This window comes from Pseudonocardia sp., assembly GCF_050250275.1.
Lineage (GTDB): Bacteria > Actinomycetota > Actinomycetes > Mycobacteriales > Pseudonocardiaceae > Pseudonocardia.
In genome coordinates this window covers 130,774-154,073 of the sequence record NZ_JBFWOY010000011.1, presented here as the reverse complement: position 1 = coordinate 154,073, position 23,300 = coordinate 130,774, and the positions used below count along the sequence as shown (strand labels likewise).

The 23,300-nt window shown below is 69.1% G+C and carries 16 protein-coding genes; 6 read left to right on the top strand and 10 right to left on the bottom strand.

The features are described 5' to 3' along the window. Window positions 1-95: 95 nt before the first annotated feature. Together AB7F12_RS12760 and AB7F12_RS12755 are read left to right on the top strand one after the other, a co-directional pair. Window positions 96-1,574, top strand: coding sequence for an ABC transporter substrate-binding protein (locus AB7F12_RS12760; protein WP_428502432.1), 1,479 nt, complete (start codon window positions 96-98; stop codon window positions 1,572-1,574). 1,167 nt (window positions 1,575-2,741) lie between these two features. Beyond that, window positions 2,742-3,518 carry a FadR/GntR family transcriptional regulator gene (locus AB7F12_RS12755; protein WP_428516501.1) on the top strand — a complete coding sequence of 259 codons (777 nt, stop codon included), beginning with the start codon at window positions 2,742-2,744 and terminating at the stop codon, window positions 3,516-3,518. Window positions 3,519-3,678: 160 nt separating this feature from the next. Here the strand turns inward: AB7F12_RS12755 and AB7F12_RS12750 are convergent, their stop codons facing one another. The 4 genes from AB7F12_RS12750 to AB7F12_RS12735 form a co-directional block, all read right to left on the bottom strand. Beyond that, window positions 3,679-4,749: an FAS1-like dehydratase domain-containing protein gene (locus AB7F12_RS12750; protein WP_428501918.1), complete on the bottom strand. Its 1,071-nt coding sequence runs from the start codon at window positions 4,747-4,749 to the stop codon at window positions 3,679-3,681. Window positions 4,750-4,840: 91 nt separating this feature from the next. Then, the gene (locus AB7F12_RS12745; RefSeq protein WP_428516503.1) at window positions 4,841-6,469 is read right to left on the bottom strand and encodes an acyl-CoA carboxylase subunit beta; all 1,629 of its coding nucleotides are present in this window, start codon (window positions 6,467-6,469) and stop codon (window positions 4,841-4,843) included. A 1,115-nt stretch (window positions 6,470-7,584) separates the two neighbouring features. Beyond that, window positions 7,585-8,697 carry an alcohol dehydrogenase catalytic domain-containing protein gene (locus AB7F12_RS12740; RefSeq protein ID WP_428501916.1) on the bottom strand — a complete coding sequence of 371 codons (1,113 nt, stop codon included), beginning with the start codon at window positions 8,695-8,697 and terminating at the stop codon, window positions 7,585-7,587. Window positions 8,698-8,836: 139 nt separating this feature from the next. Next, window positions 8,837-10,537, bottom strand: coding sequence for a flavin-containing monooxygenase (locus tag AB7F12_RS12735; protein WP_428501915.1), 1,701 nt, complete (start codon window positions 10,535-10,537; stop codon window positions 8,837-8,839). A 509-nt stretch (window positions 10,538-11,046) separates the two neighbouring features. On the opposite strand from AB7F12_RS12735, the gene AB7F12_RS12730 reads away from it, so the two are divergent. Together AB7F12_RS12730 and AB7F12_RS12725 are read left to right on the top strand one after the other, a co-directional pair. Next, the gene (locus tag AB7F12_RS12730; RefSeq protein WP_428501914.1) at window positions 11,047-11,976 is read left to right on the top strand and encodes an alpha/beta hydrolase; all 930 of its coding nucleotides are present in this window, start codon (window positions 11,047-11,049) and stop codon (window positions 11,974-11,976) included. Between the two features lie 76 nt (window positions 11,977-12,052). Beyond that, complete coding sequence (locus tag AB7F12_RS12725; RefSeq protein WP_428501913.1) at window positions 12,053-12,469, top strand: nuclear transport factor 2 family protein; 417 nt, start codon at window positions 12,053-12,055, stop codon at window positions 12,467-12,469. 164 nt (window positions 12,470-12,633) lie between these two features. Here the strand turns inward: AB7F12_RS12725 and AB7F12_RS12720 are convergent, their stop codons facing one another. The 6 genes from AB7F12_RS12720 to AB7F12_RS12695 all read right to left on the bottom strand — a co-directional run bounded on the left by AB7F12_RS12720 (window position 12,634) and on the right by AB7F12_RS12695 (window position 19,276). Continuing rightward, window positions 12,634-15,072 (bottom strand): CoA transferase, encoded by a 2,439-nt coding sequence (locus AB7F12_RS12720; protein ID WP_428501912.1) that lies wholly within the window; start codon window positions 15,070-15,072, stop codon window positions 12,634-12,636. Then, a complete protein-coding gene (locus AB7F12_RS12715; RefSeq protein ID WP_172457757.1) occupies window positions 15,069-15,464 on the bottom strand; it encodes a Zn-ribbon domain-containing OB-fold protein in 396 nt (131 codons plus the stop codon). Before AB7F12_RS12715 ends, AB7F12_RS12720 begins: the two co-directional genes overlap by 4 nt. Then, a complete protein-coding gene (locus AB7F12_RS12710) occupies window positions 15,461-16,198 on the bottom strand; it encodes a thiolase C-terminal domain-containing protein (RefSeq protein ID WP_428516505.1) in 738 nt (245 codons plus the stop codon). The genes AB7F12_RS12715 and AB7F12_RS12710 overlap by 4 nt, the downstream gene beginning before the upstream one ends. Window positions 16,199-16,900: 702 nt before the next feature. Next, window positions 16,901-18,133 (bottom strand): CaiB/BaiF CoA transferase family protein, encoded by a 1,233-nt coding sequence (locus AB7F12_RS12705; RefSeq protein ID WP_428501910.1) that lies wholly within the window; start codon window positions 18,131-18,133, stop codon window positions 16,901-16,903. A 206-nt stretch (window positions 18,134-18,339) separates the two neighbouring features. Continuing rightward, window positions 18,340-18,483, bottom strand: coding sequence for a hypothetical protein (locus tag AB7F12_RS12700; protein WP_428501909.1), 144 nt, complete (start codon window positions 18,481-18,483; stop codon window positions 18,340-18,342). Further along, window positions 18,476-19,276, bottom strand: a complete 801-nt coding sequence (locus tag AB7F12_RS12695) for an MBL fold metallo-hydrolase (RefSeq protein ID WP_428516507.1) — start codon at window positions 19,274-19,276, stop codon at window positions 18,476-18,478. The genes AB7F12_RS12700 and AB7F12_RS12695 overlap by 8 nt, the downstream gene beginning before the upstream one ends. A 1,032-nt stretch (window positions 19,277-20,308) precedes the next feature. Here AB7F12_RS12695 and AB7F12_RS12690 point away from each other — a divergent pair. Both AB7F12_RS12690 and AB7F12_RS12685 read left to right on the top strand, forming a co-directional pair. Next, the gene (locus AB7F12_RS12690) at window positions 20,309-21,088 is read left to right on the top strand and encodes an enoyl-CoA hydratase/isomerase family protein (RefSeq protein ID WP_428501828.1); all 780 of its coding nucleotides are present in this window, start codon (window positions 20,309-20,311) and stop codon (window positions 21,086-21,088) included. Between the two features lie 263 nt (window positions 21,089-21,351). Then, window positions 21,352-22,476, top strand: coding sequence for an amidohydrolase family protein (locus AB7F12_RS12685; RefSeq protein WP_098960321.1), 1,125 nt, complete (start codon window positions 21,352-21,354; stop codon window positions 22,474-22,476). The last annotated feature ends 824 nt before the right edge of the window (window positions 22,477-23,300 follow it).

Here is a 23,300-nt window from a genome sequence, read left to right as displayed (position 1 = left end):
GGTTGGCTGCCTTGGTACTGCCGCTGCTTCTGATAGCCGGGTGCGGCGGCGCTGATGGTGGCGATCCCGCCGAGCCGGGTGTTGCAGCCAAGCCGGTGCAGGGGGGTTCGGCCACGGTCATCACGAACTTCAACTTCCGCTCCCTGGACCCGGCGACCTTCATCAAGATGAACCCCTCCGTGGGTCCGGTGGAGTCGGCGATCTACGACCTGCTCTTCTACGAGTCCTTCGAGAGCGGGCAGGTGGAGGGCCGGCTGGGTGAGTCGATCAAGTCCGAGGACTCGATCACCTGGACGGTGACGCTGAAGCCGAACCTGAAGTTCTCCGACGGAACGCCGCTGAACGCCGAGGCGGTGCGCTTCAACTGGGCGCGGTTCGCCGATCCGGCGCTCACCTCCCCGGCCGCGGGCGCCGCTGCGCAGATCGCCTCGACCGAGGTCGTGGACGAGGTCACGCTGCGGCTCACGCTGGCCGCGCCCAACAGCATCTTCCCCCGTACCGTCGCGACGAGCTTGAGCGTGATCGCCTCGCCGACCGCACTCCAGCAGCACGGCGCGAACTTCGGCACGTCGCCGGAGACCTCGGTGGGAGCGGGCCCGTTCCTGCTGACCGAGATCGTGCCCAACGCCAGCTACTCCTTCACCCGCAACCCCGACTACTGGGATGCGCCCCGGCCCTACCTGGACACGCTGGAGGTCCAGATCAACTCCGATCCCGCGGCGATCACGAACGCGGTCAGCGCCGGGCAGGTGCAGGCCGCGTACATGTTCCAGCCGTCGGACATCGTGGCCGCGGTCGAGACCGGGCTCACTGCCGTCCCCCGGTTGTCGCCCGACTCCCCGTGGATCTGGGTGGTCAACTCGGGGACCGGACCGCTCGCCGACTTCCGCGTCCGGGAGGCCCTGCAGATGGGCCTGGACTCGACGACCCTGAACGACGTCCTCTACCGGGGCGCCGGCACGATCCTGGATCCCCGCACCCTCCTGCCGAATGCCTCGCCGTACTACGACGTGTCGGCCACTGTGCCGGCCTTCGACCCGGACGCGGCGCAGAAGCTGATCGACGAGGTCGCGGCGGAGAACGGGGGGCCCATCGTCATCCGGCACCTGGTGAGCGCCGCCAGCCTTCGCGATGCAGTGGCGCTGCAGACCGCATACAGCCGGTACTCCAACCTGGACTACAAGATCGAACAGGTGCAGTCCGGTGACTATCCGGCGAAGATGATCGCCCGCGAGTACGACATCGCGCTGTGGACGTGTGGGCGTGATGTCGCCGGGCAGAGCGTGCTGCAGTACATCGACTGCTTCCTCAGCACGTCGCCGTCGAACATCACCGGCTTCAGCGACCCGGAACTCGACGTCGTCCTGAACAAGGCCCAGTCGGCCACCAACCAGGAGGAACGCGCGAACGCCATGCGGGCCGTGCAGGCAATCCTGGCCAAGGAACTGCCCGCGCTCTGGTCCGGGGTGACCCTGCCCGACAGCAATGGCTGGCTCATCGCCGACGGCGCCACCGGTCTCACGGACGCCTACCCGGGAGGTGTCTTCCTGTCTGACCTGGGTCTGACAGGCTGATCTGCCGGGTAGTCGACAACGCACTGTAGAGACGGGGGCTGCGCATCGGCGCAGTCCCCGTCTCCCGTGTCGACGACGCCCGGCTTGATCCTTGACCTTGATGCGCCGGGACCGACGAGTCCGTGTATGTCGTGCGGCGTGCCGGCGCGACGTGGGACGGCCTCGCTCGATCCTCTTCGGGTTCCTCTCACGCAACGCCGAAGACGAGAGCGATGGCCGCGATGTCGAGTCGGGCGCATACGCGGACCGCGCGGGCGGAAGCCCCGTCAGCTTCGTGATCAAGCCCGATGAGGGCTTGCTGCCGGGTACTCGTCGTGGTCGACCGACCGGCCCCGATCGGCCCGCGGACCGCCGCGGTCGCACGCTCGCCGGGCATCGAGGTGGCCTACCTGCAGCTCCGTCGAGGGCGAGACACGCTCCCAGCGTGGCAACCATGCCCTGACTGTTCTTGTCGGCGTTCGCCGGTCTCGCCGACCCGACCAGCTGCGCCTGCTACGACGGCGAACGAGCCGCGTAACCATGTCGCCGGAGCGCTCGAGGACGTCATCGGCGTCGACACCCACCGGGACACCCTCGCCGCCGCGGCGATCACCTCGATCGGGGCAACGCTGGGCAGTCCCCCCGGTGCCGACCCAGCAGGAGGGGCGGTCACGCCCGGGGCCCATCCGGACCCGGTCGATCCGCAGCAGAGTGCCGTCGAGGATGACGAACGCCTCGGCCTCGATCACCGCTACGGCCTTGGCGGCAGAGGGGCGCGCCACCGCGGCGAGTAGCTCGACCGCCTCGGTGGCGCAGCGGAACGCAGTGGTCGTTCCGATCCGTGTCCGGCGGCGAGCCCGGCGTAGATGTCGCTCTCGCGCAGGTGTGCGATCACGCGGATCGCCTGGTCCCTACAGGACAGGAAGCCAACCGAAGCTCCTGGCCGGGTGTTACTGATCTGGTCAATCGCCCGTCCACCAGGAGCGTCACTCATTCCGGTGACGTGGTGCCGCAGGGTGCCCAACCTGCTCTCACCAGGTTGGAGGGGCTCACGGCGGCGGCCCTCGGACCGCCGGCGACCGAGTTTCCGTCCCCTCCGCCTTCTACCGCACCAGATAGTGCACCTGCCTAACTTATCTGAGATGATTCGTGGGCTGCAGCCCATCCCTCCGTCACCAGGAGTCCTCAGTGACGAGCAAGACGAGCCCGACCGTGTTCGAGCCACAGGCCCGACCGCACCTGCCGAAGATGGCAGAACTGGTCGCCGCCGACATCCGAGCCCGGATCGCCCGGGGCGAACTTCCCGACGGCGCCACCCTCCCGCTCGAGTCCGAGCTCACCGAGCACTACCAGGTCTCTCGGCCCACCCTGCGCGAAGCCATGCGCGTCCTGGAGTCCGAAGCCCTCATCGTCCCCCGCCGCGGCTCCCGCGAAGGAGCCCGCGTCCGCGCCCCCAGCATCGACGTCGCCGCCCGATACACCTCCCACCTGCTGCAGTACCGCGGCGCCACCTACGGCGACCTCTACCAACTACGACTCATCCTCGAACCCCCCGCCGCCGCCATGCTCGCCACCGCGAACAACCACGACGCCCTCACCCGCCTCCGCGAGGCCTACGACGCCGAAGGCGCCGCCCTCGACGACACCGACGAATACTTCCGCCGCTCCGCCCACTTCCACGAACTCGTCATCGAACTCGCCGGACTCACCCCCCTCACCGTCTTCGCCGAGATGGCCACCGAACTCATGCGACGCCAGCACAGCCAGATCTCCGAGACGCCCTCCAGCAGCGCGCTGAAGAACCGCATGCGTCGCTCCCACCATGCCCACGAACGCTTCCTGGAAATCCTCGACACCGACACCGACACCGCCGAGGACGCCCAGACGTACTGGCGCGACCACCTGCAAGCCATCGGCAAGTACTACGAGAAGCGCTCGAACACCCCCATCGAACTCATCCCCTGAACCGAGCCGGCCAGCCACCCGGACAACTCGCCCGCCCCCGACGCAACCGCACGCACCACCGGTCGACCGTCCGGGGCGACCCCTCGGATGGCCCGACGCGGCGGCTCGGCTCGACGCGGAGGGCAGGCGGCCGTTGGAAGGGGGCGACCGCCTCGTCCGGTCAGGAGTCCGGCAGCGTGGCCGTGACCAGACCAGGTCCGACGGTCACGCCGGAAGAGTTCTCCGACAGCATCTCGATGGCCACGTGACCCACGCCGTCCTCACGCCAACGCCTGACCACGGTCCCGTGCACCTCGACGGTGTCGCCCGCGACGTTGAATCGCCCCATCCGAAAGTTCGAGAGGGCGCGGATCCGGCCGGCGAGTCCGACGTACTCACGGACCGCTCGTTCCCACATACCCTGGAGGAACAGGGTATTCGCGTACATCTCGGGCGCCCCGGTGGCACGTGCGTAGTCACTGTTGTGGTGGATCGAATTGAAGTCGCGATTCGCGCCCGCCTCGACCACGAGGCGATAGACGCTGATCGGGAACGCCAGCGACGGCAGCCGATCGCCCTCCGCCACCTCGTTCCACGTGCGCTGACGGCTCCAGTCGACGTCAGACTCGCGCAGCCGTGGCCGGTCGCTGCGGGACCGGGTTGCGGGCGAGGCGGGCTGCGCCCTGTCCGCGTCGTTCGGAACATACGAATAGGTGCCGGTGCGGACCCGGGCCACCTGTTCGTCACGCTGGTTCCGGATATCGCTCTCCCAGGTCATGAAGGCGCCGCGTCCGACGCTCGTTTCCTTGGGAACGCAGCTGACCAGTGTCGCTCCTCGACGGTGCAGGCGATCACCGACGTAGGCAGGACGTAGCCAGTCCATCGCGATGTCGGTCGCGAAGAACCCGGAGCACTCCGGTTCCAACCCGGTCTTGCGGCCGCTCACCGGAGATCGGTCCGGTTGCGCGTCTCGTGCCGCGACCGTGAACACAGGCGGCTCGCCAGGGCGCCAGATCGGCGGCATCGAGAAGGTGATCAGGCTGGTCAGCGGAGCGACCACGTCGCGGTAGCCGTGCTTCCGTGCCACGGCGGCGTCGAAATGCAGCGGGCAGGAGAACTCCAACGGCTCGACGAAGCGACGGATGAGCCCGCTCTCGATCCGGTCAGCGCCCTCCACCGGCGGGTCGGTGTCGAAGTCCGTTCCCACTGTGTCGGCGACGGCCTGCCAGTCGCGGCGCCAATCGTCTTCCATCGAGCTACTCGTCTCTCCTTCAGAGGCGCAGGTCACGACCTGGCGGGGAGGAGCGCCCCTCGATCGAGGAAGCGCCGCGATGTCCCCTGCGCTACGGCCGCACGCCGTAGCGCGGCTTGGGACCCAGGTCATGCGACAGGCGGGGGATCGCGGTCTCCAGGTAGCGGATGATGACGTGCCTGGTGTCCCGTGGGTCGATCAGCTCCTCGACCCCGAAAGCCTCCGCGATCGGGAAGACGCTCTTCATCAAGCGGAGCCTGTCCTCGATCTCGGCCCGCTTCGCATCCGGATCTGCCGCGTCGTTGATGACCCGACGGTAGGCGGCCTCGACCCCACCCTCGATCGGGATCGAGCCCCATTCGCCCGAGGGCCAGCCGATGCGTAGTCCGAGGCGGGCCGGTGTGCTGGTCGCGACGCCGGCCATGCCGTAGCAACGTCGGACCTGAACGGTCACCAGAGGAACGGTGATCTGATGGGCGATCCACAGGGCCCGCATGCCTGAGCGCAGGACTCCGGCGGCCTCCGCCTGCGGACCCACCATGAACCCGGGTACATCTGCGAAGTTGATCAGAGGGATGCGGAAGTAGTCGCACATCTCGATGAAGTGGGTCATCTTCTCCGACCCGGGAACGTCCAACGCGCCGCCCTGGACCATGGGGTTGTTCGCGACGACCCCCACGACGTGGCCATGCATCCGCGCCAGGCCGACGATCAGCGACCGCGCATACAACGGCTTGATCTCGAAGAAGGATCCTTCATCGACGACGAGGCCGATGAGCTTGTGCATGCTGTACGCGCGCTTGCGCTGGCGCGGGATGATCGACAGCAACGCCTCCTCGCGCCGGTCCGGCCTGTCGTTCGGCTCCTCGTACGGAGGAAGCTCCCAGACGTTCTGCGGCAGGTACGACAGGAATCGCCGCATCTGCGCGAAGCAGTCCAGCTCGTCCGTGGCGAGGTTGTCCGCCACGCCGCTCTGCCGGACGTGGACGTCCGTGCCGCCGAGGTCGGACTTCGAGATGTCCAGCCCGATCGCCCGCTTCACGACCGGGGGGCCGGCCGAGAACAGCTCACTCCCCTCGATCATGCAGTTCCAATGGGTGAGCAACGCGTACGCAGCGACGCCACCCGCGACCGCGCCCGCGATGCCTGCGATGACCGGGACCTTGGCCAGCAGCCCGAGGTTCCTCGACCAGTCCCCGCTGTTCGGGATGTAGGAGCGACCGAGCTGATCCATCGCCGCCACGTTCGCGCCTACGCCGTCGAGCATCTGCACGAACGGCACCCGGTATTCCTCGGCCATCTGAACGGCGAAGTGGCGCTTGCTGCGCTGGCCCGGCACTCCCCCCTGAGCCGATCCGCCGCGGACGGTGAAGTCCTCCCCCGCCACCACGACGGGACGCCCGTCGATCTTCGCCAGGCCTCCCACGTAGGGCTCGGGCGTGAACCCGGACATGACACCGTTCTCGTACGTGGCCGACCCGACCAGGGCGCCGAACTCGTGGAACGAGCCGGGATCGACGAGACCATCGATGCGCTCACGAATGGTGAGGCGTCCGGCCGCGTGCTGCCTGGCGACGCGTTCGGGACCACCCATCTGCATCGCGAGGGCGCGTCGACGGTCGATCTCGGCGACCTCCGGAGACCAGTCCGTGATGGCCGGATCCTCATCACCCGAGCGAGCTCCGCCCAGTGTTCGTTGTCCGTCGTCGACCCGGCTCACGACACCTCGATCAGTAATTGAGTGACCTGTAATGCTCTCAGGGCCGAAGGCTTCCACCGTGCGTCGCTGCAGTCAAGATTTCGCCGGCTCCCACGGGGTGGGGGGTTCCGCTGCAGGGTGCGAGTCCGGTATCAGGCGTCCCGGCCGCGTGCCGGGCGAGGTCCCCGTTCCCACTGGCCCGGATCACGTTGTGCTGCAATGGGTTACAGGCGGGGTCCGGGCTGCACGCGGACGGGTCGGAGCGGCGCCCCCAGGCTCCCCGGCAGGATGTCGGATCAACAGCGAGCGGCTCGGAGTGTCGACCCTCACCGACCGCAGAATCGTGTGCCGTCGGGCGGCAGCGATGGAGCCGCGGCCGCGACACAGAACACTCAACCGCGCTGATCTGCCTCCGCGTCACTGATCGACCGCTTGTCCTGGCGGGTGGCCGGGCCACGCCACTGCTCGACCGAGCAGAACCCGCGCTCGACGACGTTGCGCTTGCGGCGGTCGAGGGCGCCGAACGCGGGCGGACGACCACCGCGAGAACCTGGGCGTGTGCGGTGTCCTCGGTGGCCAGGCGGTCCAGCGACGATCCGCCGCGACCGCAGGTGCCCGCGAGGAGCAGGTCCTGTCCGCGCGCATCCCGTCGAGTCCGGGGCCGCCCGGCACCGGGGCGGGCGATGCTCAGGTGCGCGAACATCAGGGGCGTCACCGGCCTGGCCGGGCCGACGAGTACGACCAGCGGGTAGCCGTGGCCGTCGACGAGCTGACGGGTCTTCGGCGACAGCCCGCCCCCGGGCCGAGGGCGTGATCAGCGGGTTCGGCCGGCGGGTTCGTGTAGCTCGACCTTCCCCTGTGCCCGAGGTGAGGCTCGTGCCGATCAGCTACCGCCATCGGCGCGGACTCCTGTGGCCACCCGGCGGTCATCGCGGAACCGGCGGCCACGGCGACCCGTCGACGAGGGCAGTGATGAGGCGATCACCGCCCACTCGGCGTCGGTGAGCAGGGCAGTCCACGACACCGAGCGGGCTGCGTTCCCGCGAATCCTGCACAGGCACGTCCGTGCCCACGGCCAGGGAGCGGCCGCCGGCGAACCGCCGCCGGCCGCTCCCGAGGTGCCGCCGGGCCAGGACCTAGAAGACGAGCACCCCGCGAGTGTTCACGCCGGCGTGCATGTCGGCGTAGCCCTCGTTCACCTCGTGGAGGGGGTAGGTCCTGGTGACCATCTCGTCGATCTTGAGGCGACCGGCCCGGTAGAGCTTGAAGATGCGGGGCAGGTCGTCGTAGGTGTGCGTGAAGCCCCAGACGTTCCCGCCGAGGGTGCGGCCGTACATGAGGAAGGCGCTGACGTTGATCGGGATGTTGCGTTCCTTCCACGGCACGACACCGGTGACCACCAACTTGCCACCCTTGGCCACCAGATCGCTGGCCATACCGATGAGGGTGCCGGGCACCACGCTCGCCGTGAGGATGACGGACTCGGCCATCACGCCTCGCGTCTCCGTCGCCAGGATCGCCCTGGCCTCCTCGAGGGTGGCCACCGCGTGGGTGGCGCCGAACCGCATCACGGCATCGCGTCGCGGAGCCAAGGGATCCACCGCGATCACGGAGGCGGCGCCGGCGATGACCGCGCCCTGCACCGCACCGACCCCGACACCGCCGACCCCCACGACGACGACGGTGTCGCCGGGTCGCACGGCGGCGACGTTCACGGAACTGCCGTAGCCGGTGGCGATTCCGCACGCCACGATCGCCGCCACCTCGAACGGGATGTCGTCGTCGATCTTGATGACCTGGGTCTGGGACATCACGGTCCACTCGGCGAATCCGCCCACCTGGGCGTAGCTGCCGATCCCGGTGCCGTCCTTGGTGAACCGGTAGTGGCCCTCGGGGGCGTGGCCCTTCATGACGAAGGCGTTCTGGTCGCACAGCGCGCCCCTGCCGGTCGCGCAGTAGGCACACTTGCCGCAGAACGGCGTCGCCACCAGAACGACCCGGTCGCCGACCTGCACCCGGTTCACCGCCGGGCCGATGGCCCGCACGATCCCGGAAGCCTCGTGCCCGCCGACGACCGGCACGGCCGAGGGGGCGTCACCGGTGATGTTGTGGTCATCGGAGTGACACAGCCCGCACGCCTTGACCTCGACGAGCACCTCGTCGCCGATCGGGTCAGCCAGTTCCACCTCCTCGACCGTCCACTTCTGGCCGATTTCCCACTGCACGGCCGCCTTGACAGATCGAGGCACTGCGTTCACCCCTGAGGTTCGTTGACGATGTGCCGCCCGAGCGGCCCGATGATGAAGTTCCCGTACGAAGCTGGTTTCGTGCCCGACCGTCCGTCGGCGTGCCCTCGGCGTGGGGCTGCGCGCAGTGGCGACACACCGATCAGCGGGCGGCCGCAGTGGTGGCGTCGGCGACCCGCGCGGTCGCCTCGTCCGGTACCTGCGCATCGAGCGGCTCGAACACGAAGCCCCGGTAGCCGTCGGTCACCACCTCGTCACAGATCTTGCGGTAGTTCCCCACTCCACCCAGGAACGGCATGAACACCCGCGGCTTGCCGGGGACGTTGGCGCCCATGTACCACGACGCCGCCGTCGGGTAGAGCGTCCGCGCCGCGACCGCGTTCACCTTCGACACCCAGTCGTCCTGCGCATCCACGGTGGCGACGACCGTGGCCAGGTTGTGGTCGCGCATATGGGCGAACAGGTCGCTGAACCACTCGATGTGCTGCTCGATCGAGACGAACACGTTGCTGATGACGGAGGGACTGCCCGGGCCGGTTGCAAGGAAGAGGTTCGGGAAGTGCGCGACCGACAGCCCCAGGTAGGTCCGCGGCCCCGCAGCCCACTCGTCGCGCAGGCGCACCCCCTGCTCTCCGACGATGTCCATCGCGAGCAGCGCACCGGTGATGGCGTCGAAGCCGGTCGCGAAGATCAGGATGTCCAGGTCGTAGTGTGCGTCGGTGGTGTTGACACCGTCGGCGTCGATGCTGACGATCGGCGTCGTCCGCACATCGACGAGGTCGACGTTGTCCCGGTTGAACGTGTCGTAGTAGTTGGTGTCCAGGATGATCCGCTTGGTGCCGATGGGGTAGTCCTGGCGGGTCAGCAGGTCCGCGCGCTCCGGATCCTGCACGATCTCCCGGATCTTGCCCCGGACGAAGTCGGCGACGATGTCGTTGGCCGCCTTGTCCGTGGAGACATCGGTGTAGGTCAGGGTCACCGGCCAGCCGAGTTCCCAGTACCTCTCGAACCTCGCCTGCCGCTCCTCCGGCGTAGCCTCGAAGACCGACTTCTCGGCCGGCGGGAACAGCAGTCCGCCCGGAGAGTGCCGCGTCTGCTCGCGCCGCGCCCGATAGGTCGCCTTGACCTCGGCGGTCTCCTCCTCCGTCAACGGCCGGTTCCGAGCCGGCACGGAGAAGCCGGGCGTGCGCTGGAACAGCGTGACACTGGCCGCGGTCTGGGCGACGACCGGCAACGTCTGCACACCCGAGGACCCGGTGCCGACGATGCCCACTCGCTTCCCGGCGAAGTCCACCGCCTCGTGCGGCCAGGTCCCGGTGTGCAGCACGCGACCGGCGAACGTGTCCACACCGTCGATCTCCGGCGCTCGCGGTTCGGACAGACACCCCGTGGCCATGACGCAGAACCGGGTACTGATCGTTCCGCCGTCGGCGAGCTCGACGACCCACCGGCCCTCATCCGCCTGCCACTGCGCGCCCACGACCGCCGTGTTGAGCCGGATGTCCTTCAGGAGGTCGAACCGCTCCGCCACGTGCTCCAGGTAGGACAGCACCTCAGGCTGCGACGGATACCACGTGCTCCACTCCCACTCCTGCTCCAGCTCCGGCGAGAACGAGTAGGAGTAGTCGAAGCTCGGCGCGTCCACCACCAGGCCCGGGTACCTGTTCCAGTACCAGGTCCCGCCCACACCGCCGCCCCGCTCCACCACGACCGCATCCAGCCCGATCTCCCGGGCCTTGTAGAGCTGGTACAGGCCCGCAGGACCGGCCCCCACGATCACGAGGTCCTTGACCAGGGCGCTGTCCCCATCCGGAGCGTCCCTCGTTGCAGTTGAGCTGGCCATGTCCATCCGCCTTCATTGCCGTAGGTGTTCAGTCGCCGTGGCGAACCCCGCCCACCCTCGGGAGCACGCGGGCCCACATCAGCGGACAGGTCCGTCGCCGGCGCGGTGATCGAGCCCGCACATTCCTGGCGAACCCGGCCACGCGGGTCCTCACCGGCCCGCGCGCCGGCGAAGATCCTTCGGGACTGCGGCTCGAACGGTGGCCACCGCTCCGGCACGCGGTCCCTGCCGCCATGACTAACGTAACGAGGTGGACCTGGTTGTCAACCCCGCGCAGAGTGCGGGCGCCGCCCCGGAGCGGATCTGAGTGTCATCTGTCGATGGGACATCGTGCTGGCGGAGTTCTTGCGCAGCCGCTAGGTTCCCTGGGCACGTGCCCCGCCCGAGTGTGCGAGCGCCCCCTCCGGGCTGCCGCAGATCACCGCCGCCGGCGACGGCGCTTCCTGATGACCGGCCGTGTGTCCGGGCCGACATCTCCTTCCCGAACCGGACAGAAGGGGACGCCGAAGATGACCTTGGACGCCGCCTCCCAGGCCCTGATCGACCAGATTGCCGCGCGTGCTGCGCCCAGGCTGTACGAGTTGCCGCTCGACCAGGCGCGTGCGGCCGCCGGGGTGTCGATGGCGCGAACGGAGCGATCGGTGGCCGAGGTCAGCGACGTGACGATCGACGGGCCGGACGGGGGATTCGGCATCCGGGTGCTCCGTCCGCACGGCCGGTCCCGTGCCGTGATCGTCCACTACCACGGAGGTGGCTGGGCCCTCAGCTCCGCCGCCGCCTTCACCGCATTCGGCACCGAAGTGGCGGCGCGGACCAACTGCCTCGTCGCACTCGTGGACTACCGCCTCGCGCCCGAACACGCCTTCCCGGTTCCCGTGGAGGACGCGTGGACCGCACTGCGCTGGGCTGCGGAGCATCTGACGGTCGACTCCGGACAGCGCCTCCCGCTGCTGGTCTCCGGTGACAGCGCCGGCGGCAACCTGGCCGCCGTCGTCGCCCAACGCGCGACCCGACGTGGCGCGCCGCCGCTGGCCGGGCAGCTGCTCTGCTACCCCGTGACGGACTGCGACCTGGACCGGGACGGATACCTGGATCCCGCCAACCAGCTACTGCTGGATCGAGCGAGCATGGAGTGGTTCTGGAGCATGTACCTGCCCGACGTGGCCCTTCGCCGCGATCCCGAGGCTTCACCTGGGCGGGCACCCGACCTGAGCGGCCTCCCGCCGACGGTGGTGATCACCGCGGAACACGACGTGCTGGCGGAGGAGGGCGAGGCCTACGCCGACCGGCTGCGTGACGCAGGGGTCCGTGTCACTCATCGACGGTTCGAGGGGCAGATGCATTCGTTCTTGTCGATGGTCGGAGTGCTACCCGGAAGTGCAGCCGGGTTCGATTTCATCGAACGCGAAGTCGACGCGATGCTGCGAAACGCATTGTGAGAAGGGCGAGGCGATTCATTCCTCGAGATGCGCCGAGAAGTCGCTCAGCACGCGCATTCCGCGATACGGTTCAGGCGTGAGCAACACACGGGAACAGAGTCGCAAGGTTGTCGAGGACTACATCCAGGCGAGAAGGGCACGCGATCGCGCGGCCCTGGAAAAGCTGGTGGACGTCGAGGCCGTCACATTCAATTATCCGTCGGCCCTACCGTACCCGAGCACCTGGGTCGGCTTGTCAGGAATGGACGAGCTCATTGCCGCACAGGCGGCCGCATGGTCCGTTCGCTCCGCGGAGACGGTCGGGCTCTATGCCGACGACGACATCGCCGTCCTCGAGGTACGAATGAGCCTTGTCCCGACCGGTGAGAGCACCGCGGTCGACGTCGCGGTCCTGGAGAAGTACGTCATCCGCGACGGCAGGATCGTATCGATGACCGCCTTCTACGACGACCCCACCCTTGGCGGGCACGAGGCCCGACAGGTGACTGGATGACGGGGTAGGACGGCGCCTCGACCATTCCACCTGCGAGGGCCCGCCTGCGAGGTGCACACCTCGTGGGCGGGCCGTCGTGTCAGCAGAGGCACAGCGACGTCCTCGCACGGTCGGACGTGCGGCCAGGCCCGTGATTCGACGACAGGCGAATCACCTCGCGGCCGCTACCACTGGATCGTGGCACCCGCCGGAATCGTCCCGACCAGCCCGCCGTCCTCCAGCGCGGCGAACTCGGCCTCACTGATCCCGAGCAGGCCGCACAGGACCTGCTCGTTGTGCTGTCCGAGCACCGGCGCAGGCGAACGGTGGAGCGGCAGTGGCACGTTCGACATCGCTGCCGGATGTCCACCGACCTTGATGCGCCCCACCAGCGGGTGGTCGAGGTCCTGCCAGAAACGCCGCGCGTCCAGTTGGGGGATGTCGTCCAGCTCGTGGGGCATCAGCACCTTGGCCACGGGGACGTCGCTCTCCCACAACGTGCCGACGATGTCATCGCTCGCGCGCACCGCGCACCAGGCCGCGATGGCCTCGTCCAGCTCGGGCTGATGCGCGCAACGGCCGCCCGCCGTGTGGAAACGCGCATCCTCCAGCCAGTCCGGCCGGTCGAGGACGCGGCACAGCGACGTCCACTGTGCGTCGTCGGAGACCGCGATGGCCACCCACCGGCGGCGTGTGCCGTCCTCCTCGTCAGCCGCGAGGTACAGGTTCTGCGGCGCGATGACGGAGCTCTTGTTCCCGGTCCGGCGAAGGAGATGTCCGTGGGCGGTGTACTCCGCCACCTGTTCGGCGGCGAGGTTCAGCGCCGTCAGGATCATGGGGGCCTCGACCAGGCCGCCCAGGCCCGTCGTGCGACGGCGTACCAACGCCTCGATCAGACCGACCACGGCGTGCGCACCCGACAGGGGATCGCACAGACCATTCGGCACGATGGGCGGAGAATCCGGATGTCCCGTCAGCCATGCCATGCCCGAGGCCTGTTCCAAGGTCTGGGCATAACCGGTGAAGTCACGCCATGGGCCGGACAGTCCGAACCCGGGCATCCGCACGACGATGAGACGAGGGTTGACCTCGTGCAAGTCCTCGAACGTCAGATCCAGATTGTCCAGAACACGCGGGCTGAAGTTCTCCACCAGGACGTCGCACTGCGCAAACAATTTCAGCGCGAGTTCGCGGCCCCGGGCGTTCGAAATGTCGAGGGTCACGTCGAGCTTGTTGGTGTTCAGGCCCTGGTACATCGGCGACCATTCCCACCAATCGGCCTCCGTCAGTGCGCGGACCGAGTTGTTGCGGATCTGGTCGGGCCGGCGGGTCGATTCCAGGTGAATGACCTCGGCCCCGAGCATCCCCAGGAAGTGAGACATGGACGGCCCCGCCCAGAACTGCGTCAGATCGGCGACACGGAGACCCTCGAAAGGTAGCGACGGCGCGTGCGGCTCCGCGTCCCCCGTCGTCCGAGGTGTCGTCTCCGCCGCGCGCACCTGCTCCGTGTGCTGACCCAGGCGCGGCGCCGGCCCCGGTTCGTATGCCGAATCACCATCGATGCGGAAACTCCGGCTCGGCTGGACGAACGTGCCGTCCGCACTGCGCACGAACGCATTGATCGCCGAGAAGTGCTCGATCGTCGTCACCGTCCGGCCGTTGCCGATCGGCGCCACCGGGATGCGCAACGTCGAGGCCAGCTCGACGATCTCATCGGTCGTACGCGCCGCGCACCACGCCTCGATGCCCGCATGCACCTCGTCCGCGCGCGCGTTGCGCTTGGTCAAGTACATCAAGGACTCGTCCTCGAGCCAGTCGAACCGCTCGACGAGGACACAGAAGTCCTGCCACTGCTGCCCGGTGATGATCATGAACCCGACGAGGCCGTCCTTCGTCCGCTCGATGCCCGGGATGTTGACGTAGGGAACCGACTGGAACGGCTTGCCCGCCATCGAGCGATAGGTGACCGGATGCAGGGCATGCGTCGTCGCACTGGTCTCCAGGATCGAGACGTCGATCAGGGCACCGAACGGGTCGTCCCCGAGGAGCGTGGCGAGCGCCGCCGAGGCGGCGTAGGTGCCCGCGGACCACGCGTCGACCTCTCCGCCGACCGCGACCGGAGGCTGCCCCGGGTTCCCGCGCTGCCCGAGCCCGCCCGCCCATGCCTGGATGGTCAGATCCGTCGCTGCCCGGTGCGCCCAGGGACCGTGCAGGCCGAACGGACTGATCGCCACCACCGACGTCGCCGGGAACCCGGCGCGGATCGTCTCCGGATGCAGGGCCTCCACCTTCGCCAGCGCCGAGTCCGAGGACCACACCACGACGTCCGCGGCAGCGATCAGCGACCTCACGAACTCGACGTCCGTGGGTAGCTGCGGATCCACCAGGACGCTCGACTTCGACGCGGCGAGCAACCGGAAGAGCGGTGAGTCGCCCGCGTCATCGCGTCCGTGGTTCCGATGCCGCAGGAAGTCCCCGGTACCGCTCTCGACCTTGATCACTTCGGCACCGGCGTCGGCGAGCAACTTGGTGCAGTATCCACCGGCGATGCCCTCGGACAGGTCGATGACCCGTCGGTCGGCGAAGGGCGAGCTCAGTGGGTCGAACGTGGCTCGGCCCGTCATCGGGAGACGACCTCCGGAGTCGCAGGGCCGAAGGTCGGGACGAGCGTGCCGTCGCCGTCACTCGTCGGCTGCAGAACAACCTCCAGGCCGACCTCTACCGCGCCGGGCTCGATGCCGACCAGCCGCGTCAGGAAGAGCGGCCCGCATTCGAGGCGAACCACGGCCAGGACCCACGGCGTCGGAAGCGCGTCGTGACGGTGCACGACGCTGAAGCTGTAGACCACTCCCCTCCCGGTCGCCTCACCCCACTTCCACGACCCGGCGCAGTGCGTACACACGATGACCGGAGGGAAGAAGGTGCGTCCACACTCGTCGCAGGTCGGCACGGTGAGGACGCCCGCGGACAGAGCGGCCCAGAACGGCGCGGTCACAGCGTTCGCCTGCTCGCTCACTTCCCGAACACCGCCATCTCGATGTGGTTCGCGCCCGATCCGGCGTTCGTCGCCACGGCGACGTCGACGTCGCGGTCGACCGGGTTGACCGCGGTCCCCCGCAACTGCCGGATGCACTCGATGACCTTCAGGGTCATCTGCTGCGTGCCGTTCCAGGCGAAGGCCAGGCATCCACCGTCCGGGTTGACCGGGGCCGAGCCGTCGCGGCCGATCGCGCCACTCTCGACGAACGGGCCGCCCTCCCCGAACTCGCAGACACCGAGCGTCTCGAGATGGTGGATCACTTCGAACGACGTGGCGTCGTACAAGCAGAACACGTCGACGTCGGACGGCCGGACGCCCGCGAGCCCGAACATCCGGCGCGCTGCACTCGTGCCGACCGCGCGCGCTTTCGTCAGGCTGGGCGGCGCGACATAACCTCCGTCTCCGAACCCCATCCCTCCGCCGAGCAGCTCCACAGCTGGTTGCCGCAGGTCCGGCCGCCGGTCCGCGGCCACGAGCACGACTGCAGCCGCGCCCTCCCCCACCAGACAGCAGTCGAGGAGATGCAGCGGTTCGGCGACGAAGCGAGAGGCCAGGACATCCCTCACCCCGTACGGCCCACGCTCGAACATGATCGCTTCGGGGTTGACCGACCCGTTGTTGCGGATGGTCGCAGCAACCGTCGCGAGCTGCTCGGGAGTTGTTCCGAACTCGTGCATGTGCCGCTGGGCCACCAACGCGAACTGCGCCATGACGGAGGCCCCGGTCCACGTCACGAACTCCGTGACCGCGCCCGGATCGACGTTCGAGGTGTAGGCCCCCGACTGACCGCCTCCGACGACGGCGACATCGCACAGGCCGGCTTGGATCGCCGCTGCCGCCTTGAGGACTCCGCGGGCTCCTGCGTTGTCCAGCTGTGCGGAGCCGACCCACGCGAGTTCGTGACCGATCACCGGCGCCCAGGAAGCGCAGTCGCCGACCAGCCCCCCTGGCCCCGGCCAGTCCACCGCGACCCCGTCGACGTCACCGAGCTCCAGTCCGGCATCGGCGACAGCGCCTCGGACCGCCTCCAGGATCAGCTCGAGCGACGTCGCCGGCGCGAGGGAGCGCGCCTGCCGGGTCGCATACACCCCGGCCACGAGGACGTTCCGCCTTCGTTCAGATGTCACTGCAGCAAGTCTTTCTTCCAGGGTCCGAGTTTGCGCTCGGGCGCGCGTCTGGCAGCCGAACCGAGCTGCAGCGCCACGGGATGAGCGTTACCGAACCGAACGTATCAGGTCAACCTGGTAAACTACTGACGGACTTTCCGGGTCCGCGCAGGACGCGGACCGGCCATGGCTCTCGGAGGTCCGGCCCCGGAACCCGGTAGCGGCGCGACGGAGGACCGGCTGCGCGAGCCGTTGGTGCGAGCCGGTGCACGCCGCACCGCTCGCAGCGCGACACTCCGCTCTGCGTCAGATGGTGCCGCTGTCACGTAGTTCCTGGATCTGCCGGCTCTCGTAGCCGAGCTCGCCCAGAATCTCTTCGGTCTGTTGGCCCCGCTCCGGCGAGTGTCGCAGGATCTCGAAGGGCTGCCCCTGCACCATCACCGGCGACCCCACGAAGGTGAACGGTCCCGCGCCGGGGTGCTCCGACTCGACCAGGATCTCGCGGGCCCGGAGCTGCGCGTCCGACAACAGGTCCGTGATGCGGTTCGTGGGCCCCATCGGGATGTCGTGGCTGACTGCGAGGTCCATCCACTCGTCGAGGGTCCTCGAGGCGAAGATGTCACTGACCTCCTGGCGGAGACCCGGCACCAGGCCCCAGTCGGCGGGACGCGACGAGTCCTTGTGCACCAACAGGTCCTCCCGGGCCACGGCTCGGCAGAAGTTGTCCCAGAACTTGTGCTCGATACCCGCGAACAGGACGACGCGATCGTCCTTGGTGCGATAGTGCGTGTACTTGGACGTCAGGTCGGGATCGATCAGCTTCGTCCCCTCCAGCTGACCCCGGTCGGCGATCCGTTCGAAGTTCAGGTTGGTCACTGCCGCGACGTGGCCGGCGGCGATCACCGCATCCGATCCCGCCGCATCGAGACGACATCCCTCACCGGTGCGGGCCCGGTGCACGAGCGCGGCGAGGATGTACATGGCGGCATAGGCGGCCGCCGACGCGCTGGCGTCGCCACCGCTCGTCGTCCCCTCCCACACGTCCTCGTTCGGCGCGTCCACCACCCATCCACGCTCGTCCACGGCCACCGGGATCGCACCGGCGAGCGCGTTCATGAGCAGGCCGTGCGTCGGGACGGTCGCGTACGGGCCGTTGGAGCCGAACCCGGTGAACTGGAGGTAGACGATGTCCGGTTTCGCCCGCCGCTGAGCCTCGTAGCCGATCCCCAGCTTCTCCGCCTGTCCGGCGACGAAGCCGTCGATGAAGACGTCGGCGGTCGCGAGGAGCTCGTAGAAGACCTCCCGGCCCCTCTCCTGCTTCAGGTTCAGCGCAACGCTGCGCTTGTTCCTGTTGCACTCCATGAATGCGGGGCTGTGATGCGGTGTGACCTGCCCGAGGAAGTCCCGCAAGTAGTCGCCCACCGTGGGTGATTCGATCTTGATGACGTCGGCGCCCAGGTCCGCGAGATGCATCCCTGTCGAGCCGCCCAGGAGGATCCCTGAATCCAGGACCCGGACTCCTTCTAGCAACGTGCGCACAGCGCCTCCAGGTGATCGGGTCCACAATGGGCGCGCGGAGGACTCCGGCCCGCGAACGGCCCCGCTTCGGCACGGCCCGGGCCGTCGTCGGGGGCCGTGCCCGGGCAACCTGCTGCGTGACGGTCGCGACGAGACGACTCGTCACCGTGGGCTGCAGTGGTTCGCGCCGGGCCACCCGTCGCGACAACGTGCCCGCCGGCCGGCGATCAGTTCCACCGCGACCTCGCCGCCGACGCGCCGCCGGTCCCTCCGTGGCGGCCGTACCCGCGGAACATCTCCGCCTCATGGTGCTCGCGGGCGAGGACGCCGGCGACCGTCGGCGTTGCGGTCCCGGCCGTCTGGTCAGGCATGCGGTACCGCCTGCCACCTGCGACCGAGCACCCGACCCGCCTGCAGTCCGGGGAAATGGGGGCCCACCGCGGCGGCTCCCGAGCTGTCGATCTCCCGCCACAGCCACTCGCGGGTCTGCCGGGCCAGCACCGGATCCACGTCGGTGGCCGCGCTCCAGTCCACCGCGGTGAGCTGCTGAGGGCAATAGATCGCGTCCCCGAGCAGCATGGCTCGCTCGCGTCCGTCGTGGACCACGAACACGGTGTGGCCGGGGGTGTGTCCCGGGGCGGGCAGCGCGGTCAGGCCCGGAACGATCTGCCGCTCCCCCTCGATGATCGTGACCCGCCCCCGCTCGGCCAGGTCGCAGAGCGCCTGCCGAACCCAGGGTGGCGGTCCGTAGTTGGCCGCGTCGATGAAGTGGTCCCAGTCGCCCTGGGCGATGTACACCTGGGCGTTCGGGAAGGTCACGCCGCCGCGCTTGGTGGCCACCCAGCCGACGTGGTCGGGGTGCAGGTGGCTGAGGGCAAGGTGCCGCACGTCCTCCGGACGAGTCCCCAGGGTGGCCAGCTCGTCGAGCAGCGCGCCCCCGGTCATGATCTCGGGCTTGGGGAATCCGTGGGCCAGCCCCGCGTCGATGAGCAGCGGCTCGTCGCCCGGCATGAGGAAGGCGCCGATCGGCAGCCACACCTTGCCGTCGTCCGAGAGCAGTTCGGGGTGCTCGCGGCCGTCACCGAGGAAGTTGCGCGGCATGCGGAAGGCCCCGTCCTTCACGGGGAGAAGGCGGTAGCGGCCGATCGACAGGGGCGACGTCACGACCGGTCACCCCGGTCCCACGACAGTCGCCACCCGGCGGGGACCACCCGCCCGGCGGCGTCCGCCGAGCGTGCCACGGCCCCGGAGCCAGGCCGGAAGCGAGCCACGACCTCCTCGCGGCGACCGGTCATGTCAGTTGTCACAGGCGCACTCCTCCCAGACTTCGTCGGGCGCCGCGCCATCGCGACACCTCGGTGAGCTCCACGACCGTCCTCGAACGCCGTGGCCGGCTGCGGTAGGGCGCCGAGGCCGGCGCCTCGCCTCGGGCTCGACGGTGACGTCGGCGAAGCCCGACCCCGATCCACCTGGACGACGAGGCCGCGGATCGTTTCGCCCGCGGCGTGCGCGCGGAACCCTCTTTCAGCTCTTCGAGCGTGTACCGCTCGGTGATGCAACTCGACGCGCGATGCCGCCGGCGCCGTCACAACCGGAATAAGTGTACCTATTAGGTCACTGCCCTGTCAAACGATCAATGCTTGGCCATGTATCACACGGCGCTGCGGGGCCGGCCGCCGACGCCCCTTTGCCGCTGACCAGCCGCCCCGCCCTCGTCGAGAACCCCCCTGACACCAGGCAAGTTCGGATGAGCGCGTGCGCGGAGCGCTTGCATCCGACGGATGGTCGTCACGCCACCGGGCGCCGCTGCGACCCGCACCCGCCCGGATCCCCGGAGGCAAACCTGCTGAGATCGTCTACGCAGAAACAGGATGAGTACGCTAATCTCCCGCTCGTGTCATGAACAACGGGCCCCTTGAGCGCGCTCGGCGGCGGAGGAGGTTCCCCTCGCGCCGAGTCGCGGGGCGGGGAACCACGGAAGTGTCACCATCCGGCACCGGGAGACGGGCAGCCGCCTACCCGGTCCCGGCTCCGGCGTCGTCGGCGGGCGTCGCCGGGCCGTGGTGCAGGTGGGCTCGTCGCGCGGGCGATCACCTCACGGCCGACCGCATGCACGCCCCGTCGAAGGCATCGAAGAGCTCGCGACGTGCGCTACCGCACGCCCCACCCGACCACACGTCGACATCAGGAGGACTCGTGCCAGTACGGATCTCACGGCAAGGTCCCGCGGCGGTCGTCACGCTCGACTGGCCACAGAAGCGCAACGTTCTCGGCCCTCCCCAGGGCCGAGAGCTCACCGACGCCCTTGTCGAGGTCGGTCACGACCCGGACGTCAAGGTCGTCATCCTGACCGGGAACGGCGCTTTCAGCGCGGGCGGCGACCTCACCGCGCTGCGCGAGCTCGCCGCCCGCGGCCCCGCCGTCGTCCGCGACAACATCTACGGCGTCTTCCAGAAGCTCATCACCACGCTCGTCGGCCTGCCCGTGCCGACGATCGCCGCCATCGACGGTCCCGCCATCGGCATCGGCCTCGATGTGGCGCTGGCCTGCGACCACCGCATCATCGGCCCGGACGGCTGGCTCGCCCAGGGCTGGGCCGCGCTGGGCCTCATCCCGGGGACCGGCGGCGTCTCCCTCATGCAACACGTGGCCCCCGGTGCCTTGTGGACCACGCTCGGCTCGTCGGAGCGCATGACGCCCAGCGGGGCCGAGCGGCTCGGTCTCGCCGTGGCCTCCTCCGGCGGTGCGCTGAGTGCCGCACATGTCGACGCCGACCGACTCGGACGGCTCCCCCGGGCCACGCTCACCGGCTACGTGGAGCTCAGTCGCGCCGAACTGCGCGAGCGGCTGCCCGGACACCTCGAAGCCTGTCTGCGACTCCAGGTCGACCTCGTCGCCTCACCCGACTTCCTCGAACGGACCAGCCGTTTCGCGAGCCCGACACGACCCGCGACGGTCGCTGAGGCGGGTGAATAGAGCTCCTCTATTCACCCGCACTCGTGGGCGTTCACCGTGATCGACGTGCCGGGCCGCCCGAGCGGGGTGACCTACCACCGACAGGCACCGCGTCCCTCACCTGAACCGACGCAAGGGGCCGATGTTCGTCTCCGCCGGACGGAGAGCTCTCGCACGTGGCGTCAGGTCACCGATCAGATCGGACCACGAATGCCCTTTAAGGCGCCTCAATTCGTCCCTATGCTGTGGGCTCGACCCACTGTGCAGACACCACGGGAGTCATCATGATCAAGCTGTTCAGCACCGACGACCACCTGCTCGAGCCGCCGGAGCTGTGGCAGACCCGGCTCCCGGCGAAGTACCAGGACGTCTGTCCCCGGCTGATCGAGGACGAGGACGGGCTCAAGTGGCTGGTCGAGGACCGCCAGGTGAGCATGCCGTTGCGGAACGAGTTCGTCGGCGGCCGCCAGGACGACGCACCCATGGGCATGCAGGAGCAGCCCCTCCGCCGCGAGGACCTCCTGCCGGAGTACTACGACGCCAGCGCCCGCGCAGAGGTGCTGCGAAAGGACGGGCTCATCGGGAGCATCTGCTTCCCGACGCTGCCCAAGTTCTCCGGCACCCTGTTCCTGGACTTCAAGGACAAGGAACTCGCCGGCGAGTGCGTCGGCGCCTGGAACGACTTCGTGTTCGACGAGTGGTGCGCGGCGGAACCCAGCTTCTACGTCCCCATGACGCTGGTGTCGCTGTGGGATCCGGAGCGGGCAGCCCAGGAGATCCGTACCAACGCCGCCCGCGGTGGCCGCGCGGTGTCCCTGCCGGAGAACCCGGTCCCACTCGGCCTCCCGTCCTTCTTCTCCGAGTCGTGGGACCCGATGTGGCGGGCGATCGAGGAGACCGACACGGTCGTCTGCATGCACGTCGCCACGAGCGGCCAGCTGACGTTTCCCTCGCCGGAGATCCCGTGGAGCGCGGCGATCATCCTCGTCCAGGCCAACGCGGCATCCTGCTTCATCAACCTCCTGTTCAGCCCGATCCTGCGCAAGTTCCCCAAGATCCAGTTCGTCCTGTCCGAGGGCGGCATCTCCTGGGTCCCGGCGCTGCTCGAGCGCGCGGACCGCATGCTCGAGATCCACACCCGGTGGGACGACGGGGCGAGGATCGAGCACACGCCGACGGAGATCTTCCAGCGCAACTTCACCGCCTGCATGGTGGTGGAGCCGGTGGCGGTCGAACTCCGGCACCGGGTCGGCATCGACCGCATCACGTTCGAGACCGACTTCCCGCACGCCGAGACCACCTACCCGAACACCCAGCCGCAGGTGGAGAAGCTGTTCGCGGGCGTCCCCCAGGACGAGGTCGAGGCGATGGCCTCGGGCAACGCCATGCGGCTGTTCCGTTGGACCTGATGCCCTGCTGACGCCGGGCGACCGGAGGGGCCCCCGACCATGGGGGTAACTCCGGTCGCACCGACGTCCGGTGCCGGCCAGGTCGGCGATCCCCTGCTCCGGCGTTGTCGGGGACCCTCCGACACGACGACACGAGGACTCAGCAGATGCGGTTCGCCGTGCCGACCGGCGCGGGGGTCCGCCACGCGCCATCGCCCGGGGGCCGGCCGGTTCCCGGGCGTAGTGGATCGCGCTCGTCCCCGCATCCCCACGATCCGGCGGACGCTGCACCGAAGCCCGCGCCGACCACGGAGCACGAACGCCACAGCTGATCGGGCGGCCGGCGGGTTGCCGCTGCGCGCTCGGGAGCTCGGTTCCGCGAACGACGCCGGCTCCCTGCACGCACGCCGGGCCGACGACGTGGTGCGCCTGCCAGGTGCCGGGCTCGCCGCCCATCTCGACCCGTCAGGGCGGCGGCCTCGGCCGGCGTGGACGCCACCCACCCCGGTTACGGATTCTCTCCGAGACTGCCGTGCCGGCCCGGCGCCGCGCTGATGCCGGCCCTGACGTTCGTCTGACCAGGTGCGCGCACACACCCGTGCCGAGTTCGTGGGTGTCGCGGTGCCGGTGCCTGCCGATGGACTCGGCGAATCTCAGCCCCGACTCCGCGGTGATGGTCGAGGCAACGGCAGGCGGTGGGCGCGGACCCATGCGGCCCTGGCCGAAGCCGGCTCGCCGCACCCGCGGACGGCCGTGCGTCGGACGCACGGGCCGCGTTCGGGAGCTGCATCGTCTACATCGAGCAGCCGCCGATCCGGTGCCCGCCACATCGAGGTTCAAATCGC

Coding starts and splice junctions, on each gene's coding strand:
- AB7F12_RS12750 (WP_428501918.1), bottom strand. CDS start 4,749: ATGGAAGACGATTGGCGCCGCGACTGGCAGGCCGTCGCCGACACAGTG.
- AB7F12_RS12735 (WP_428501915.1), bottom strand. CDS start 10,537: ATGGCCAGCTCAACTGCAACGAGGGACGCTCCGGATGGGGACAGCGCC.
- AB7F12_RS12730 (WP_428501914.1), top strand. CDS start 11,047: ATGACCTTGGACGCCGCCTCCCAGGCCCTGATCGACCAGATTGCCGCG.
- AB7F12_RS12720 (WP_428501912.1), bottom strand. CDS start 15,072: ATGACGGGCCGAGCCACGTTCGACCCACTGAGCTCGCCCTTCGCCGAC.
- AB7F12_RS12710 (WP_428516505.1), bottom strand. CDS start 16,198: ATGGCGCAGTTCGCGTTGGTGGCCCAGCGGCACATGCACGAGTTCGGA.
- AB7F12_RS12700 (WP_428501909.1), bottom strand. CDS start 18,483: ATGCCTGACCAGACGGCCGGGACCGCAACGCCGACGGTCGCCGGCGTC.
- AB7F12_RS12685 (WP_098960321.1), top strand. CDS start 21,352: ATGATCAAGCTGTTCAGCACCGACGACCACCTGCTCGAGCCGCCGGAG.